Genomic DNA, 17,743 nt, shown 5'->3' on the forward strand with positions numbered 1-17,743 from the left:
ATCGCACTTAATAAACGATTGTGGGTGAGATAAAGATGGCCACTTCCGCCTCTTGTTCACGCTGCTCGATGCGTTGAAAGAGTCGCCCCAGATAAGGAACGTCGCCCAACAATGGCAACTTGTTGACTTGATCCACTTTCTGACTTTGGGTCAGCCCGCCGATCACGATCGTTTGGCCATCCTGAACATGTACCGATGTCGAAACCCGCCGACGGTTGATTACCGGAAACATGTCGTAGGCATTGGCTTGGGTTTCATCACTGCGAATGTCTTCGCTGACTTCGGCTCGTTCGATGTGAATGGTGACGTTAGGCGCTCGAATTTCAGGGGTCAGCTCAAGCATGATACCGGAGTCCACCTTCTGAACGTCTTGGCGATAAACCACCCCGGCTCCCGTTGGTTGCACACTGAAAAACGATTCGCGTCCAATGTGGATTTCCGCCTTCTTTCCGTCTTCAGTTGTCACGCGAGGAGCAGCCCGGATCTTCACATACCCCTTCTGCTCCAGTGCACGTAGAAACATGCTGGTGTATTCAAAGTTGTTCAACTGGGAATTAAAACCAGCCGGTCCGTATTGACCTGAAATGCCCAGGCTATCGAGCGACAACATGCTGGTATTGCAACCATCCAGTGTCACACCTTGTTGCACATCGAAACCAAATCGAAAATTGGTTTCGGGACTGTATACACAAACGACTGCTTCAAGCGTCACTTGAGGGACGCTAACGTCAATCTCTTCGAGTTCTCGCAGCACTTGTTGTGCGGTGATGGGCGGCGCTTCGATCGCAAGCTTTCCGCCCTGTTCAACCACCCGTACAAACGGCAAGTGACGAACCGGCAACTGCGATCTCAAACTTTCCGGCGTCCGATGGCAAGCCTCATAGACATACCGCTCTGCCAGATACGGGAACAAAGCGGATGCGGGGTCAGCTAACCCAACATAGAAGTCGGCACCGTCTTGCCGCCAGGTATAACCCAACGGCAGCAGCATCTTACGCAGCGCCCGTTCGAAGGTCTCGTCCTCAATGACCGCCGTCACCGAACCGCGGACTTGATCGTCAATGATCACCGACAACCCAGCCTGCTCCGACAATGAATGAATCGCTTGTCGAACATCCGTTTCCACAAACGCATCACTCAACAGCACCTCTCCGCCAATCGTCTGCTGCACATCAGGCTGGGCCAACAAATGCTCAAACTCGTAACCCACTGCAGCGACCGAGGCCGGTGGCGCTCCCTGATGCTGACCACGGAAAACGACCGAATCGGCACGGGTTCGGGCGTCTTGTCTGGTGGATGGCAAACGATAGGCAGCCGCTCGAAAGGGCGGGTTGGCGTTTCTATTCTTAGGCACTTTCGCAACCGGTGTCTCTTGCGTTTGAGACCAGTTCGGTGCGTGCAACTGGCCCGGTTGATCCAGCTCGATCGTTGGTCCCAACGATGTAATTCGTGACGCAAGTTCCTGCTTGGGTTTCGCAATCGGTTCTGGAAGAACTTCACTTGTCGCCGACTTCTCGAACGACTGCACTCTCGCTAAACCAGCTTCTTTTGACACTTCAAAAAAGGAATCCGTTAGCAACGGACTCATTGAAGACTCTTCCTGCACCTGACTGGAAAGCTGTTTGCAGCCGGCGCCCGCCAACAGACAAATCATGCAAACATAGCAAAGCATGTTGCTCAATCGCATGCATTTGTTCCTTGCGTTAGCGGAAGTGGATAGAAGTGAGGACATCGTTTAGCGACAACCTCTGTCTTCCGTTACGATCAGTTTGCCGTAATCGTAGCCAATACCGTGGTGCAGTAAGTTCCTGGGACAAGCGTTGACAACAACCCGCTATCCATCGCCACGGTCAAATCCAATTCCGCGTTTCCGGCCGCAGAAGAACTTGCCTGAACTTCTGCTGAAAAGTCGGGAGTCAGAACACTGAACACATCCGTTTGATCGGTTGCTGTATCGACCGTCCAGTTGGATCCGGCGTCAGCTGATCCGACTGCGAGGGAAAGCTCGACGTCGCGGAAGAGCAGTGGCAGTGTGCCATGCACAAACCCCGTCGTTGTGGCGAACGTTACCGTCGCCCCGTCCGAATCATTATTGACGACGGTAAACGTTTGAGGCTGAAAGGTTTTGATTCCAATCGTGCCATCGTGAATCAACGCAACCGGGCCATTGGGTGCCAAGATCGCCAGCGAACTCTGAACTTGAACACAAAAATCTGTCGAAACAGAGGTCTGTGCTTGGGACTTTGAACTCACGCACAGTGCGAATCCAAACACCAACAATGCAGTCGCGATCTTCTTCATAATTTGCCCCTAGGATCTTGCTATCCAACGAAACTCTCTGCCATATGAGGTGAGAGTGTCGAAGCGGCAAATGTGCCCTACCGCGCCAAACAGCCCCCCCTGCCTAGGTTCATCGGTTTCTCCCCCGGGACTACACCAATGAAAAACAGCACATTTTGAGCAGGTTGATCATGTCTTTTTTCGAAAAAACACGCCGGAACAACGCAAATTATTCGGTGACCACATCAGTCGCGCAGTCCTATGCAAGAAGGCGAATGCCATTGTCGTCGATCTCATACGGCACGATGGATTCTTCGCAAGCGCTGCCGCGATGCTTAGCGACATACAGTGCTCGCCCCATTCGATTGCCATCCCGAGTCTTTCCCATCAAGACGATGGTGTTGGCACCGGACATCACATCGCCGCTTTCGATTGGTCGCGATATGAGGTCATCCAACATCACCTCATGACTCGTAGCGAGCAGCAAGCAACCTAAGTCGTTTCGATCGTAAGCGTGTTTCGTCACCTGATCTTCATTGGCACGATACCCAACTCGGAACAGGTCTCGGGCAACCCAATCGTGTTCCTTCATCAAGATTTGATGATAGACATATTCGAACATTTCAAACTGAATGGATTCTGCTGCGCGTTCAACCGGCTCAACACCATCGACCACCAAACGACGAACTCCATGGACGAAGTTGCCATACAAAAACGCAATCGTGTGATCCAGTTTGCGGGTTTGTTCCGCCTTCCATTGCCGCCAACCTTCCGAGTCCAAGTCGCCGGCGGTGACCCGTCGTCCGGAATGTTCAAACAGATGCAGATAATCTTGACGAGCCTTTACCGGATCCCAAATCAGGTCCGGATCAACTCGGCCGACCGCTGAGTAAACCGCCATCTCCCAATCTCGCTGACTGGCGGCATATTCAAAGTGGTTCTGCGCATCCCCACGCGATGTCAGATCAAAAACCACACCGCGCTGGCCCTCTTGTTGCCGACCATAATCTGCAAACGAGACACCGAGTTGCGTTTTCCCAATCCCGGTTGCTCCTAAGACCACCGTCAACTTCCCAGGCAGCAACCCGCCCCCCAGCAGTGCGTCGAGGCCTTCAATCCCAGTTTTCAGTCGATGGTTCACGGAGCGTCATTCTCAGATGGTTGTGGTAAATACGATATCAATTTCGATTTCGCCGGCATTCTATCAAAGAGGCCCTGGCGCACGACACCACCTTCATTGGCTCATGGACCAATAGCCATTGGGTTGGTTGGTGCTGAGCCGAGATACCTTTACACATCCCCATTTCCACAAGCGATTGCGGCGTCTCGATAACAATCGACGCACGCCAATCGCTGCACCTGAAAACGGCTATCAGTTCTTAAATTCGCTGATAATGGTAGAAAGAGATTGCTTCGCATCGCCAAACAGCATGCGAGTGTTCTCTTTGAAGAACAGCGGGTTTTCAACGCCCGAAAAGCCCGACGCCATCGATCGTTTCAACACGAACACCGTCCGAGCCTGATCCACGTTGATGATCGGCATTCCGTAGATTGGGCTATTCTCGTCTTCCCGAGCGGCTGGATTCACCACATCGTTGGCACCAATCACGACCGCCACATCGATGTTTTCGATCCGCCGGTTGATGTCCTCCATTTCAACCAATTGGTCGTAAGGAACATTTGCTTCGGCCAACAACACGTTCATGTGCCCTGGCATTCGGCCCGCGACCGGATGGATCGCGTAGGTGACCTCCGCCCCATTGGCTTCCAACAGCTCCCCAAGTTCGCGAACCACATGCTGCGCCTGAGCGACCGCCATACCATAGCCGGGAACCATCGTTACGTTGGTCGCCGCTTCCAAGATCAGATACGCATCCTCAGCAGTGATCGGCTTGACCTCACCTTCCACCTTCGTTGCGGCCTGCGGAGCAGCAAACCCTGAAAACAGCACATTGGTAAGCGAACGATTCATCGACTTACACATGATGTTGGTCAAAATGATTCCTGCCGCACCCACCAGAGAACCAGCCACAATCAAGATCGTATTGTCAATCGCGAGTCCCGCCGCACACGCCGCCAATCCTGAATAGCTATTCAATAACGAGATCACGACGGGCATATCAGCGCCACCGATGGGAATGACCGCCATCACGCCCAATACCAGCGTCAAGACAATCACGACAGCCAGTAATACCGTCGGCGGCCCCTGCCCCATCACCAACATCACGCTGCATGCCAATAGGGCAAGCAATATCAGCACGTTCAAGAACCGCTGGCCGGGAAAATTCATCGCCCCGCTGCTGATCGCTTCAGACAATTTCGCCCAGGCCACCAGACTTCCGGTAAAGGTCACACCGCCAATCAGGATCGACAACAGAATGGTCACCATCGTGAAGGCAGACAGGTCGTCGCCTTGCAATTCCGCAGCCTGCAACGCGGCCCAGCCCAACAACAAACTGGCGACGCCACCAGAACCGTTTAGCAACGCGACCATCTCGGGCATGCCCGTCATGGCCACGCGTTTGGCCGCGATGATCCCGACGATGCTGCCAAGTATGGCGGACACCAAGATCCATTTAAAATCGATGATATCGCGTGACGTCAACGTCACCACGACGGCTATCAACATGCCAATCGACGACAGAACATTGCCACGGACCGCCGTCGCCGGCGAACTCATCCGTTTCAATCCAAACACAAACAGGATGGCGGCAATGATGTAGCCGGCACCAATGACTTCAGTACTCATGGTGTGTCTCCCGTTTGATCTTTCTTCTTCTTAAACATGCCCAACATGCGGTCAGTCACCATGTACCCACCAACGACGTTGACGGTCGCAAAGAAAACCGCGAGTGCTCCTAACAGAGTGGCCCACCCTTCCAGCCCGGCACCCGCCGACGTGATCGCACCGACGACGGTGATCCCCGAAATCGCGTTAGCCCCCGACATGAGCGGCGTATGCAGTGTCGCAGGCACTTTGGAGATCAGTTCAAATCCCAGAAAGATCGACAACATCAAAACAAATCCAAGATAGACAAGTTCCATCACGATTCTCCGTATGCGTTGCGGATAGTTTCATTCACGAGCGCCCCATCGCGGGTCACCACGGCGGCTTGGACGATCTCATCGCTCGCGTCCAACTGAAGCTGCTTCGATTCGGCGTCCCAAAACTCTTCGATCAAATTAACCAAGTTGTTGGAATACATTTCACTAGCACTGCGGCTGACCTGGGACGGCAAATTGCCACGCCCAATGATCTTCACACCGTCGATATCGACCACTTGATCAAGCACCGAGCCTTCCACGTTACCGCCGGTTTCCACGGCCATATCGACTAGCACACTGCCTGGCTGCATTTGCTGGATCATGTCCATTGTGACGATACGTGGCGCGGGCCGGCCAAACAATTGAGCGGTCGTGATCACCACATTCGATTCCGCCACAACCTTTTTCTGGCCTTCGCGTTGCAGCTCAATCTGTTCGGGCGTTAACGCTTTGGCGTACCCCTGTTCGGTTTGGCCCACTTCGCCCAAATCGATTTCAACGAACTTGGCTCCCAACGAGCGAACCTGTTCGGCGACAACGGGTCGAGTGTCAAACGCCTCCACCCGCGCTCCCAGTCGTTTTGCGGTCGCGATCGCCTGCAAGCCTGCCACACCCGCACCGATTACAAACACTCGTGCCGGCCGAATTGTGCCCGACGGCGTCATCATCATTGGGAATGCTTGCGGGCATAAATGCGCCGCTTCGATCACCGTGACGTATCCGGCTAAGTTTGCTTGCGACGACAATGCGTCCATCTTTTGGGCGCGAGTACTACGCGGGATCATTTCCATCGATAGCGACGTCACACCCTGCGTCGCCAACGCCTCAACCAACTCTCGCTCGTTGAAGGGATCCAAGAAGCTGACATGGACGGCGTTAGCCGGAATCCCCGCGACTTCAGCCAACTCGGGTTTGCGTACTCGCAGGACCAATTCAGCTTGGCCGAACAACGCGGTCCGGTCCGCAACCACCGTCGCCCCGGCCTGCTCAAACGCATCGTCCGAGAAGCCCGCCGCAAGGCCCAGCCCAGACTCGACGCTGATTGAAAATCCCGCCTTCACCAACCGTTTCGCGTTGGCTGGCACCATCGCGGTTCGAAGTTCACCCGGCCAGGTTTCTTTGGGTACGGCAATTCGCATCGCGGTGTGTTCCCCAGATCAAAGGTCCATGTTTTCAAACGACTGTCCGTTTGAGTCTAGCCAATTCCCGCGGGGGTCATGTGACGGCAGCGGCGAAAAACAAGACTTTGCGATGGAATAAAGCCACGATACCGCTATCCCATCCCACGCGGTCAAATGACTACGAGCGCCGCAGCCGACTTTCATGAAACCGGTTCAGACCCGCATTCTCAAAGACCGGCTTGCCAAAACATCCTTATCAGGAATGGGACCTATTGAAAAAGGCGAACGACAAGCGTCACGACGGTAATCAATCCCAAGATCGCAACCAACAGATTGGGCATCACTTTGAACTTCTTAAACAAAGACGGTCCAAACTGACCAATCAACAGCAACGAAACCACAATTCCCAAAATTGTTCCTGCGGCAATCTCTCTTGAGATCAGAAACGCCGAGACCAGAAGCAGTCCGCCCGTGATTCCACCAGCGATCAAGGACGCCTTACTGCCAGCTTTCACGTAGCCCATCACGCCTCCAAAAATGACAAATGCTCCGAATATCCCCGTCACGATTTCTGGAAAGCCCATCTCGTTTACTTTTCAAATAGCAATGTTTTGGCAACATGCGTGAGGCGGATTCCAACACAGATCCGATACCCCTAGCTGCCTTTGGCTGGATTGTAGTGACTCACCTGCATGCTCCAAGGTGCCAGCTTCTATCGGCATCGAGTCTCAACGGCATCACCATTCATCGAGATCAATTCATGGTAATTAATTGAACGAGATCAATTGAACAACGGTAATCACCACCCATGAACGAAGGCTAAAGCGGATCATCCTAGATCTGAGACAGGACAGTCTCGACCATCTTTCGCGAATAGCGATGAAGCTTGGCATGCCCAGGACACCAGCCTTCCAAAAAACGCACAAAGTCGGCCCACGCAAACGGGTACAACTCCCGCCACTCGGACTCCACCATGGCAGCATCCACGTTTTGGTTAGCAAGACTTTTCCGCAAGGCGTCAAAGTAGATCTGCAAATGCCACGATTCGTCGCGTTCGCATTGTGCCTCGTCTAAACAACTGCCTAAGAAGTACGCCACGTCCTTCATTCCACAACCGCCGCCGACGTATTGAAAGTCCACCGCGGCGGGCAACGCTGTCGCGTCATTGGAAAAGCAAAAATTGGCCACCTTCGCATCCCCGTGAACCAGCGTTTGGAAGCGGGCCGCAAGCAGTCGCTGATCGATCTGGGATGCGAACCGTTTCAGGTTCCCTTCCCCCATCGCTGACCACTCGTCCGGGCGAGTGCCCAAATGCCAGTAAGTTCCGACCGGCCAAAGTCCTTCAGGATCCACACCCAAAAACTTGGCGTGAAAGGCCGCCAACCACTGCAAGCCCGACGAAACTCCTTCGGCATCGAGCTGGTGACGACGATTCGCAAACCCCGCTGCATCAAGATCCTCCAGCACGATCACTTGCCCGCTAGCAACTTCACCGACCGCAAAACATTTCGCAACTCGGCAAGCCGCGTCACAGCGATCGCTAAAACTGGAATACCAATTCGATTCGACTTCATACGAACGAAGCTTACGCTCATGCGATAAATCGGTGTTCCAACCGCGAGGATGATTGTTTTGCGTCGGCGGTGAAACCTGTTTGACAATCACCGACGACGCCGGCCCACCCGAAAGACCGACACGCAGGATCGCACCGTAACCACTCCATAACGTTTGCAGATTGCGAACGTTCGTTACATTCTTGGCGGACAGTGTTTCGAGCAGCCATTGGTGAACATCCGAAAACAAGTCCATGATTGATACTCTTGCAAACTCTAAACGGTCGCTTTCGCCAAACCGGCACGGGCGATCCACAAGCGTTACCGCTAGACATCCAAATGCCGTCGATCGCAACCAAGCCGTTCATGTTATCGACATCCCTTTCCCTGACCAGCACGCACCAACCGAAGTGAAACCAATTGTCGAAATCGCTTAAAGATCACTGGCTGCTCCACCCTGACGTCGACTATTTGAACCACGGGTCATTTGGCGCCACTCCACGTTGTGTTCTGGCGGCCCAACAAGAATGGATCGCCCAGCTTGAAACGGAACCTATTGAGTTTTTGGCACCTGAGCGAACTTTGCTGCCCAAACTTGATCGAGTGCGAAATCGGGTCGCCAATCTGGTTGACGCCGCTGCGCGCGACATCGTCTTCGTCCGCAACGCGACCGATGCAGTCAACGCGGTTGTACGCTCGTTACCGCTTCAAGCAGGTGACGAATTACTCGTCACCAACCATGGGTACAAAGCATGCACCAATGCAGTCCGCTACGCCGCGGATCGTTGCGGCGCTACGGTGATCACTGCGGATCTGCCGTTCCCTATCAACGATCCTTCCCAAGTTGTTAACGCGATCGCAGCCAGCCTGACTTCGCGGACACGCTGGATACTGATCGATCATGTCACCAGCCCAACCGGAATCATTCTTCCCGTTGGCGAAATTGTGCAACTCGCACACGCCCGCGGCATTCGGGTGATGATCGATGGGGCGCATGCGCCCGGTATGATCCCAGTCAACTTGCATCAACTCCAACCGGATTACTACACCGCCAACCACCATAAGTGGTGGTGCGGCCCCAAAGCGTCGGGATTTCTGTACGTCCGCCAAGATTGGCAAGACGAAGTGCAGCCGACCGTGATCAGTCACGGAGCCAATACCGATGGCTTTGGCGATTCTCGTTTTCAAGCAAACTTCAATTGGCCCGGCACGTTTGATCCATCTCCCATTCTTGCGTTGCCCACAGCGCTGGATTTTCTGGCGACACTGTTACCTCATCCGTCGCCGTCTGGCCAGCCAATCGATGACGGCTTGGCGGCTCTGATGCGATCCAACCACGAACTTGTTGTTGCCGGTCGCCGCGCCATCCTCGATCGACTGCAACTGGACGAGCCTGCCCCCGAATCCATGCTAGGAAGTATCGCGACGATTCCCATCCCGGCATGGAAAGGTCGAACCAGGGAAGCAATCGACGCGATTAGCCAGTTGATCCGATCGAAGCACCGTTTCGAGATGCCAGTGTTTCGGCTTAACGAGAATCTTGGCTGCCTCAGGATCTCCGCCCAGGCCTACAACTCGCTCGAACAGTACGAAAGATTGGCAAATATCCTGGCCGACACATCATGGTGATCTCGAAGCCAATTCGGTCCCATTAGCTGATTTGGTCAAACCCCAACGACTCAAGATCAAGCATTTTTCCAAATTCCCAAGCCGATTTGCGGCCTTACGGCAGTAGAGAACAGGAGCGTTCTCTGATTCGGATGCGATCAGATACGCAAGTAGTCCCACAGCGAGGCAAACCGGGCACCGAACTCGATGTGCCAACAAATGCTGCTCTCAAAATCTTTCAAGATTCCCACCTCAGACCCCACCCCTATGAATCCATCCACCTTTCTGGCATTTCGCCAGTCGGTTGCTCTGCTATCGCATTGCGCAGTCGTCTCCGGAATCCTGCTTGCCAGCTCGAACCCTGCCCAAGCGGTCGAATTGACATCCCCCGACGGAAAGTTGCTCGCAAAAATCGAGGTGAACCAAACCGGTGACCTCGCCGACCTGCTTAGCTATTCCGTCACATGGCAAAGACGCCCCATCGTCGCCCCATCCAGTCTTGGATTGGATGTCGGCTCTCAAGCAACGACGAAAGGGGTGCGCACCCATTCGGTAAAAAATCGTTCCCATGATCAAACTTGGAAACCGGTCTGTGGCGAACGAAGTGTCATTCGAGATCACTACAATGAAACAACCCTCACGCTGCGAACGCTCGCCAAGCGACCGATCACGATCGAAGTGACCTTCCGCGCCTTCAATGAGGGCCTCGCCTTTCGATACACAATCCCCAAGCAAGCTGGATTGGACCGTATCGATATCGATCGCGAGCTAAGCGAATTCCAATTCCCCGCCAACCACAACACGTGGGTCGCCTATCGAGCTCAGGCGGATTACGAGAAAGCCAAACTCAGCGAGGTAGCCGATGGCTGCGAACGTCCGTTAGCGATCCAGGCCGCCAATGACCTGTACGTAGCACTGGGTGAAGCGGGACTGGTCGACTACGCGAGAATGAAACTCGGGCCTATCAAAACGTCGGCAATTACAAAACCATCGGCGGATAACAAGGCGACGACACACCAATCAAACGGTCCCGTCACGCTGGTCAGCCAACTGACTGGAAAAGTAAAGGCTAGCTTACCGTGCGATACACCATGGCGATTCATCATGGTGGCGAACCGACCGGGTGAGTTGATCGAGAACAACTTTCTAGTCGCTAACCTCAACGAGCCCTGCGCGATTCAGGACACCTCTTGGATCAAGCCTGGAAAGGTGCTGCGTGAAGTCACGCTAACGACCACCGGAGGCAAAGCGGCCGTCGATTTCGCTGTCGAGCATCAGATGGAGTACATCCATTTTGATGCAGGTTGGTATGGGAACGAATACGACAATGCCTCGGATGCATCTACCGTAACCGTTGACCCGAATCGTTCCCCTGGTCCGCTCGCGCTACAAGAAGTCATTGCCTATGCCAAAGAACGCGGCGTCGGCGTGCTCTTGTATGTGAACCACCGTGCATTGGAATCTCAATTGGACGAGATCCTGCCCCTTTACCAGTCCTGGGGAGTTGCCGGCGTTAAATTCGGATTCGTTCACGTCGGTTCGCAGAAATGGACGACGTGGTTGCACGATGCCATTCGCAAGGCAGCGGATCATCAATTGATGGTCGATGTCCATGACGAATATCGCCCAACGGGATACGAACGAACCTATCCCAACCTAATGACATCTGAAGGCAACGCAGGCGACGAAACATCACCCACCAATGAACACACAATGATGTTGCTCTTTAGCCGGTCCATTTGCGGACCCACCGACCACACCGTGTGCTACTACTCCAAACGCGTCGACGACAACGCGACCCACGCTTATCAACTTGCCAAGGCAGTTTGCTTCTACAGCCCATGGCAGTTCCTGTATTGGTACGATCGCCCAGCGAAGGCTGGCCAAGTCGGTGGTGCTGGCGGCGGTGATCAAGTTATCGGCGATGAACCCGAATTGGAGTTTTACGATGCGTTGCCAACGGTCTGGGATGAAACCCGCGTGCTTGATGGCGAGATTGGAAAATACGCCGTGATCGCGCGGCGTAGTGGAGACCAGTGGTTCATCGGAGCCATGAACAGTGGCACCAAACGCAAAATTCGTCTGCCGTTGGATTTCTTATCGGCCGACCAAACCTACATCGCCAATCGTTATTTTGACGACCCAACCGTCAAAACTCGAACGCGAGTCGGCATCTCACGGGATCCGGTAAGCCAAACCTCCGTCTTGGAAATGTCTTTATCCGCTCAAGGTGGTCAAGCGATCCGAATCGTACCGAGGCCGTAGCCGCCCCGCGAGTCGAGACCGCTCCCGCCCTTTCCTATCGCCTTGATAGGCCACCTGCCGCCTGGCTTCTCGCTGGCTCCCTCCGAACATCCTTCCTCTGAAACCCTGCCCTCACGATCATGCAGCCTCCCTACTTGAGTGCTTCGCGCACTTCGTTGCGTTCAGCTTCACGCTTGCTCTTGTTACCAACGGAACTCACACAAAACCTTGCGTTACTGTGCTTCGTTGCGTTTAGCTTCTTGGTGTTGGGGTCGACTTCAAACACGCTCATCGCCGAAACCTGGGTGGTTTCCACCTTTGGCGATGACGACGCGACAGGCACCGCCGAACACCCCTTTCGAACGATCAGCCATGCTGCCGAACTGGCGATGCCGGGTGACACGATTCTCGTACGCGAGGGCGTGTATCGCGAACGAGTTGCACCACCCCGCGGTGGCCAACCTGGCAAGCCGATCACTTACCGAGGCGAAACTTGGGGCAAGGTGGTGATCAAAGGATCGGATCCATGGACCCCCACTTGGACCCAACATTCCGGATCCGTGCATTACGCCGTCTTAGACGAATCAATGTTCACCGACGACGCGTACCTCGGCGGCTCCAACCCATTCCGAATTGAACTCGCCTCCACTCCTTACAACCGCCAAGGCAAGCCCGAAAAAGAACGTTTCGGCTATGGCAATCCGGACCTGTTTTACAACTGCGGTCAGTTCATCGTTAACGGCGAACTGTACACGCAAGTTCCATTTTTCGAAGAAGTCAGCCAGAAAGCCGAATCATGGCATTTCGACGCGAAGTCAGGACGAGTGTACGTCAACTTTGGCGATCAACTGCCGGCCAAGCAATCCATCGAAATCACAACCCGCCAACGAATCTTCGCACCCCATCAACTAGGGCTGGGATACATCACCGTGGAAGGTTTTGTGATGGAACACTGCGGCAACAACTACCCGACCAATTTTTGGAACACTCCCAAATGGGCCCAAGCAGGTGCGATGGGCTTACGTGGGGGCCACCACTGGATCGTCCGCAACAATATGATTCGATACGCCAACACCATGGCAATCGACATCGGTTTCAAAGGCGGCGACAACGAACGGGCATTCAAGTCCGACGCCCAATCCGCAAAAGATCTCAACTCAGCCCAAGATAGTCTATCGGGGAACGATAATCGCATCGAAGCTAACTACTTCATCGACAACGGCGCGGCCGGATTGATCGGTTCAGGCAGCCTACGCGTCGTCATTTCAGACAACGTGATTATGCGCAACAACACGCTCGGCTTCATCGGCAACAAACGCTACGAACATGCCGGAATCAAGTGCCACGGCATCCGCGATGGTTTGGTTGCCCGAAACTATGTCGCCGACAATCCACGCAACGATGGCATCTGGCTGGACAACCAATTTCCTGGCACTCGCATTACCGGGAACCTTGTCATTAACAACGGCGTTAAAGGAATCTTCTTGGAAATGAGCGACCATGATTGGGATTCCGCCTTCGTGGATCACAACATCGCCATCGGCAACAAACTGCACCAATTCTATGTTCATGATGCGTCGGGATCGACGGCGATGCACAACCTGTTTGCCAACAGTCCGGTCAACGAGAACAGAGGGCAAGGAGCCTACATCTATCAGGTTACCGCCCGCACCCGAACCTATCAGCATTCGCTGTTCAACAATTTATTCATTCAACACAACGCGATGATGGACATCAACTATCCGTCGCATCGAAGTGGCCCTCAGCGTTTGGATCACAACGTCTATGATGCAACTCCGCAACAGCGTGTCTTCCGCATCAACAGCGCCAGCGACAAACCGTCACCTTGGACGCCAACTGAGTTCATCAAGATGGTCGATCATGACCTCGGTGATTCGTCCACTGGAACTGACTCCATTGATGGTGAGACCAAAGCGAACCTCACGTTTGATCAATGGAAGGCGTTTTGGCTCGCCCATGATCTTCCTAATGATGCCAACAGTGTCTTGCTGCAAGGAATGTTAGTTTCGTACGATCCGGAACAACAGCACCTCACCTTGACGGTCCCCGGTTCACTCTCGTCCGTCGGATCAACAGACCGCGAATCCATTCGCAAGGACTTCTTTGGACAGCCACTTCCGAACGATGGCCAAGCAATACCTGGCCCCTTTCAAAACCTGAAACAAGGCGTCAATCAATTCAGGATTTGGAATGGACTACCACTGCTGGAACCCGGCAGTCTTCCCGAAGCGGTTGCCAACACGCGGCGTTAAGAAGAAAAGCAATCCACGCCACGTTGGGTCAGCGACCGAATTCCGATACCTGGCGTGTGCCAAACAACGCAGCGGCTATCTCGTTTCACCAAAACCATGGCGATCGCCTCGATTTAACAACCGTGACTTCACCGTCTCGACCGATGCACGCCATTGCATCCTCGATCAAGTGACACTGAGATTAGAAGCACCTTGATCGTCTCAGCCGACTGGCAACAAAGACGCTATCGCCTAGATAGCTATCACAATCTTTTTGGTAGACCAAGAATCTCGCCAATCGATCAAGGCTGACCATCGTTCCGTTGGGACAATGGCGGTCCACGTCGACCGGTCCATATCCATCGACGTCCTTCAGTTTCGGGCATCGTATCAGTGTCCATGCCAACGTCGTGCGACTGAGCAAATCCGCTTCGGTTTGCAGATCACGCCAGCGACGACGGTTCACGAGGGGCCACAAGTATTTCAAAGTGATTCCTTGTGGTGTTTGGCGTCGATCGGCGGGCATCACGACGCTCGGATGAGAGACCAATAAGTACCGAGAAATTTGTTGCCGCTGCATTGCCGACATCGTCATTTTGGTGACTTCAGTACTGTAATGAGGCGGGAGAGAAACCGATGAAGTCACCCGCCCCGCGTCTAAGTTCAACAAATTCATGACGCATGAACTGCCAGTGATGACCGTCCGCAAATCACGTGCATTGAGTGGCGATCCCTTCCGAACTCTCAATTGTGGATGGGAATAATCGAGTGGCTCGTGGGTCAACGCTTGAACCTGGTAACCGCAATTAATTGCAATCTCAATCGTTCGTCGACCGATCGCACCATCGGCTCCAAGAATACAAACCGTTTCGGTTCCAACCATCTCTCCATTTGCGCGATAGCGAGCATGCATGGACTGGGTGGATTGAGTGACCGCACGAGGAAAGCGAGCGAAGGAAACCATGCCAATGACTCCGACCTGATTCAGGGACAACGTTGACTACACCACTAGGACGATTACCAGAAAGCAATGCCACGAAACCTTTTCAAAGAACGATCTGAAAATATTTTGCTGTGACATCCGATTGCCGGACGGTCCCTATGAAGATGACGAGCGAGCGATCAAACGATTCGCTCGATCGTCCGAACACTTGATTCCTGATCAACCAAGGACCCCGTCATGAAACGTCGCTCCCCCAACCGTCGACGCCTTTCCGTTCAAAGTCTCGAAACCCGTCGCGTGCTAGCGGGATGCATGGGTGTAGAGGCGGCTACCGACGTACTTCCGACCGAAGAAGTCGCCGAAGTGGCTTCCGTTGTTGCTGGCAGCACCACCGAAACAACCGACGCGTTTGAAATCGCCGAAGACGCCACCACAAGCACAGCCGATAGCGAGACGGATATCACCGATGCAGAAGACGCCACATCAACCGATGAAGTCAGTGGCGAGGAAGCAAGCGATGAAGGGATCATGCCGCCGCGGCACGAAAACGGTTCCGGCCGTCCACCCCATCCAGGCGATGGCGGTCATCACCCTGGCCCGTCCCCTGAAATGTTAGCAGGCGCGGCTACCGGCAACGAAACAATCGGTGAAGGAACAACGTGTGACGAATCCGACGACGTTGCAGATAGCGAAACGACCGCTACTGAAACGGACACCACAACCGAGACGGACACAGAAGATGACCTGGAGGAGTCCGAAACATTGGCCGGCGATACCGATAGCACCGCGCAAGATTGCGATTACGAATGTCACGAGGACGAAGATCTGTCGTCCGATGAAACCAGTGACGACACTGAATCAGCACTGGTGTCGGATGCCGAGTCTGGCTTGGATGAGCAAGACGATGAGGTCGATTCGATTGTGGAAGTCGACGACAGTGACCTTGGGGTGATCGACGATACCGTGGATGAAGCCGAATCGGTCGATGACGTGACTCTGGTCACCAATACAACAGTGGACGAAGACGCCGTTGTGACCGACGATGACGATGTGGTTGATGACTCAACCATCGTCGATGATGCAACGACGGACGATACAACCCTAGAGGACACCAGCAGTGATGACTCGGGCACGGAAGACACGGCCACCGATGATGTCGTAGTCGTCACTGAAGACGAAGCTGAGTCCGCTCCGGAAGAGACGTCACTATGCCTCGTTCACGCGGAACTCGATAGCATCTTCGCTGAACTCGGCAGCCGCGATATCGCCGACGCTCAGATCTACATCCTGATCTAAACAGGTCTGACAAGGAAGCCTCCAGCGTGTGGTTCACACGAGGCGGCAAGTGGCTACCAAAGGAATTCCGACTGCACGCTTAGCCCAAGAAAACTTAGGCTATCGTCAAGCGGACTGTCGCCGGTAATCCCGCCGTCGACGCCAGCAAATGCGGCTGTTGGGTTTGGGCCACCGACGTTACCGAAGTGCTGTGCTTCCATCGCAACTGATAACGTGTAGTACTTACAAATCATGTAACGAATGCCAATTTGAAGTTCCGCATTGGTAACCAAGGAATCCGCGAAGTCGTCACCAGAACGAAGATCAAGTTCTCCAGAAAATTGTCCGACGTTCCCGGGAACATCATCGGTCGCGGAGAAATCCTTCGCACCGAATAACATTGAGCCACGCAAGTTGGAAAATAGCTCCAGTCGTTCCAGTGGCAATCGGTGCGTGATTCGCATCGCGACGGTGGGACCGATCCCTCGGAACTCGGATTGTGCATTCACGTTTCCTTCGTCCGTGGCCGCGCGGTAGCTTTGTGCCACTTTGGCGTAACGTAGACCGGCGTAGATATCGAACGGCGCGGTGACCTGTTTTTGAAGTTCCATGTCGATGACGTTGGTTCGAATCGCACTGACAAAACTGCCCTCGGTTAGCAACGAAACCCCCGTCAGCATGTCACCGTTTTCAATGAAGTAACCAGCCGTTGCCTCGTTACCGATGGGAATCAAACCATTGCTGTCATTGGCGCTGAAGCCTTGCGAGTGGCGAAACTCCCACATTCGAAGCCTCCAGCCAAGCGAGTCTGGACTGGATTCCCGTCCCAATTGAACTCGTGGACTGTGTGTGATGGCCCAAGGGAACGCGACGTGCGAATAGCCATCGTCCGTTTCCACAATTACACCGGTACCATTGGACTGAACCGGCTGCACCAAAACGCTTTCAAAGGTTGCAAAGATTCGTCCGTCGCCTTCGCTAGCCGCTTTCATCAAGGCCGAACCAGACTTCAATTGCCGGATTTTCCTTTCCTGTTGAGCCAACTGCGTTTGCATAGAACGAAGGCTTGCTTGAACATCCATCCCCGCACCTAATTCATTGACTGGTTCGTCAAGGGTGTATTCGATCGATGTTTGCTGAATCGTGTCTTCGGGGAGATCCGAATCTTGCTGCAGCGATAGTGTGGTGACAGCGGCGGCTTCGGATTGCCAAGACGCGGGGATGTTGTTGATTTGATCCTCCGCATGCGTCCGCGCCTCCAACGCAAACATCCCCATCAACAAGCCGCAAGCGACGACGATTGTCAAACACCGGCTGAAATCAAAACGTCGCTTCGACTTGCTCGAGAACCGGGTTATTCCGCTTCCTGAAAGGGCGTTTTCGCCAGGAAACAAACGTTTACTTAATGTAGATGAGTTCATC

15 protein-coding genes are annotated in these 17,743 nt (G+C 53.9%); 5 read left to right on the plus strand and 10 right to left on the minus strand.

Going from position 1 to position 17,743, the window contains the following annotated elements; translation table 11 throughout:
• Window positions 1-7 precede the first annotated feature (7 nt).
• The 8 genes from ACR3ZL_RS27060 to ACR3ZL_RS27095 all read right to left on the minus strand — a co-directional run bounded on the left by ACR3ZL_RS27060 (window position 8) and on the right by ACR3ZL_RS27095 (window position 8,255).
• Entirely contained in the window at window positions 8-1,687 is a 1,680-nt protein-coding gene (locus ACR3ZL_RS27060) for a type II secretion system protein GspD (protein WP_473649979.1), read from the minus strand.
• 77 nt (window positions 1,688-1,764) lie between these two features.
• Window positions 1,765-2,301 carry a hypothetical protein gene (locus ACR3ZL_RS27065; protein ID WP_473649978.1) on the minus strand — a complete coding sequence of 179 codons (537 nt, stop codon included), beginning with the start codon at window positions 2,299-2,301 and terminating at the stop codon, window positions 1,765-1,767.
• Window positions 2,302-2,539: 238 nt separating this feature from the next.
• Window positions 2,540-3,421 carry an RAD55 family ATPase gene (locus ACR3ZL_RS27070; protein ID WP_473649977.1) on the minus strand — a complete coding sequence of 294 codons (882 nt, stop codon included), beginning with the start codon at window positions 3,419-3,421 and terminating at the stop codon, window positions 2,540-2,542.
• A gap of 231 nt (window positions 3,422-3,652) precedes the next feature.
• Complete coding sequence (locus ACR3ZL_RS27075) at window positions 3,653-5,029, minus strand: NAD(P)(+) transhydrogenase (Re/Si-specific) subunit beta (protein ID WP_473649976.1); 1,377 nt, start codon at window positions 5,027-5,029, stop codon at window positions 3,653-3,655.
• Entirely contained in the window at window positions 5,026-5,325 is a 300-nt protein-coding gene (locus ACR3ZL_RS27080) for an NAD(P) transhydrogenase subunit alpha part 2 (protein WP_473649975.1), read from the minus strand. Before ACR3ZL_RS27080 ends, ACR3ZL_RS27075 begins: the two co-directional genes overlap by 4 nt.
• Window positions 5,325-6,464, minus strand: coding sequence for a Re/Si-specific NAD(P)(+) transhydrogenase subunit alpha (locus ACR3ZL_RS27085; RefSeq protein WP_486173115.1), 1,140 nt, complete (start codon window positions 6,462-6,464; stop codon window positions 5,325-5,327). Before ACR3ZL_RS27085 ends, ACR3ZL_RS27080 begins: the two co-directional genes overlap by 1 nt.
• 251 nt (window positions 6,465-6,715) lie before the next feature.
• Window positions 6,716-7,030, minus strand: a complete 315-nt coding sequence (locus tag ACR3ZL_RS27090) for a TMEM14 family protein (protein ID WP_473649973.1) — start codon at window positions 7,028-7,030, stop codon at window positions 6,716-6,718.
• A 250-nt stretch (window positions 7,031-7,280) separates the two neighbouring features.
• A complete protein-coding gene (locus tag ACR3ZL_RS27095; protein ID WP_473649972.1) occupies window positions 7,281-8,255 on the minus strand; it encodes a phosphotransferase in 975 nt (324 codons plus the stop codon).
• A gap of 11 nt (window positions 8,256-8,266) precedes the next feature.
• Here ACR3ZL_RS27095 and ACR3ZL_RS27100 point away from each other — a divergent pair, with 11 nt between their 5' ends.
• The 4 genes from ACR3ZL_RS27100 (at window position 8,267) to ACR3ZL_RS27115 (ending at window position 14,124) form a co-directional block, all read left to right on the plus strand.
• Window positions 8,267-8,413, plus strand: coding sequence for a hypothetical protein (locus tag ACR3ZL_RS27100; protein WP_473649971.1), 147 nt, complete (start codon window positions 8,267-8,269; stop codon window positions 8,411-8,413).
• A gap of 6 nt (window positions 8,414-8,419) precedes the next feature.
• The gene (locus ACR3ZL_RS27105; RefSeq protein ID WP_486173116.1) at window positions 8,420-9,628 is read left to right on the plus strand and encodes an aminotransferase class V-fold PLP-dependent enzyme; all 1,209 of its coding nucleotides are present in this window, start codon (window positions 8,420-8,422) and stop codon (window positions 9,626-9,628) included.
• A gap of 246 nt (window positions 9,629-9,874) precedes the next feature.
• Complete coding sequence (locus ACR3ZL_RS27110) at window positions 9,875-11,872, plus strand: glycoside hydrolase family 97 protein (RefSeq protein ID WP_473649968.1); 1,998 nt, start codon at window positions 9,875-9,877, stop codon at window positions 11,870-11,872.
• A 119-nt stretch (window positions 11,873-11,991) separates the two neighbouring features.
• Window positions 11,992-14,124 carry a right-handed parallel beta-helix repeat-containing protein gene (locus ACR3ZL_RS27115; protein WP_486173117.1) on the plus strand — a complete coding sequence of 711 codons (2,133 nt, stop codon included), beginning with the start codon at window positions 11,992-11,994 and terminating at the stop codon, window positions 14,122-14,124.
• Window positions 14,125-14,305: 181 nt separating this feature from the next.
• On the opposite strand, the gene ACR3ZL_RS27120 is transcribed toward ACR3ZL_RS27115, so the two are convergent.
• Entirely contained in the window at window positions 14,306-15,067 is a 762-nt protein-coding gene (locus tag ACR3ZL_RS27120) for an NAD(P)H-binding protein (RefSeq protein ID WP_486173118.1), read from the minus strand.
• Between the two features lie 216 nt (window positions 15,068-15,283).
• On the opposite strand from ACR3ZL_RS27120, the gene ACR3ZL_RS27125 reads away from it, so the two are divergent.
• Window positions 15,284-16,342 (plus strand): hypothetical protein, encoded by a 1,059-nt coding sequence (locus tag ACR3ZL_RS27125; protein WP_473649965.1) that lies wholly within the window; start codon window positions 15,284-15,286, stop codon window positions 16,340-16,342.
• A 53-nt stretch (window positions 16,343-16,395) separates the two neighbouring features.
• On the opposite strand, the gene ACR3ZL_RS27130 is transcribed toward ACR3ZL_RS27125, so the two are convergent.
• A complete protein-coding gene (locus ACR3ZL_RS27130; protein ID WP_473649964.1) occupies window positions 16,396-17,742 on the minus strand; it encodes an Lpg1974 family pore-forming outer membrane protein in 1,347 nt (448 codons plus the stop codon).
• Window position 17,743: the final 1 nt, after the last annotated feature.

The sequence above is a fragment of the Rhodopirellula sp. J20-39 genome, assembly GCF_057365095.1.

Excerpts from the sequence above, each read along its gene's own strand:
- ACR3ZL_RS27060 (WP_473649979.1), bottom strand. The coding sequence starts at position 1,687 with ATGCGATTGAGCAACATGCTTTGCTATGTTTGCATGATTTGTCTGTTG.
- ACR3ZL_RS27065 (WP_473649978.1), bottom strand. The coding sequence starts at position 2,301 with ATGAAGAAGATCGCGACTGCATTGTTGGTGTTTGGATTCGCACTGTGC.
- ACR3ZL_RS27075 (WP_473649976.1), bottom strand. The coding sequence starts at position 5,029 with ATGAGTACTGAAGTCATTGGTGCCGGCTACATCATTGCCGCCATCCTG.
- ACR3ZL_RS27080 (WP_473649975.1), bottom strand. The coding sequence starts at position 5,325 with ATGGAACTTGTCTATCTTGGATTTGTTTTGATGTTGTCGATCTTTCTG.
- ACR3ZL_RS27085 (WP_486173115.1), bottom strand. The coding sequence starts at position 6,464 with ATGCGAATTGCCGTACCCAAAGAAACCTGGCCGGGTGAACTTCGAACC.
- ACR3ZL_RS27090 (WP_473649973.1), bottom strand. The coding sequence starts at position 7,030 with ATGGGCTTTCCAGAAATCGTGACGGGGATATTCGGAGCATTTGTCATT.
- ACR3ZL_RS27095 (WP_473649972.1), bottom strand. The coding sequence starts at position 8,255 with ATGGACTTGTTTTCGGATGTTCACCAATGGCTGCTCGAAACACTGTCC.
- ACR3ZL_RS27110 (WP_473649968.1), top strand. The coding sequence starts at position 9,875 with ATGAATCCATCCACCTTTCTGGCATTTCGCCAGTCGGTTGCTCTGCTA.
- ACR3ZL_RS27115 (WP_486173117.1), top strand. The coding sequence starts at position 11,992 with ATGCAGCCTCCCTACTTGAGTGCTTCGCGCACTTCGTTGCGTTCAGCT.
- ACR3ZL_RS27120 (WP_486173118.1), bottom strand. The coding sequence starts at position 15,067 with ATGGTTTCCTTCGCTCGCTTTCCTCGTGCGGTCACTCAATCCACCCAG.
- ACR3ZL_RS27125 (WP_473649965.1), top strand. The coding sequence starts at position 15,284 with ATGAAACGTCGCTCCCCCAACCGTCGACGCCTTTCCGTTCAAAGTCTC.
- ACR3ZL_RS27130 (WP_473649964.1), bottom strand. The coding sequence starts at position 17,742 with ATGAACTCATCTACATTAAGTAAACGTTTGTTTCCTGGCGAAAACGCC.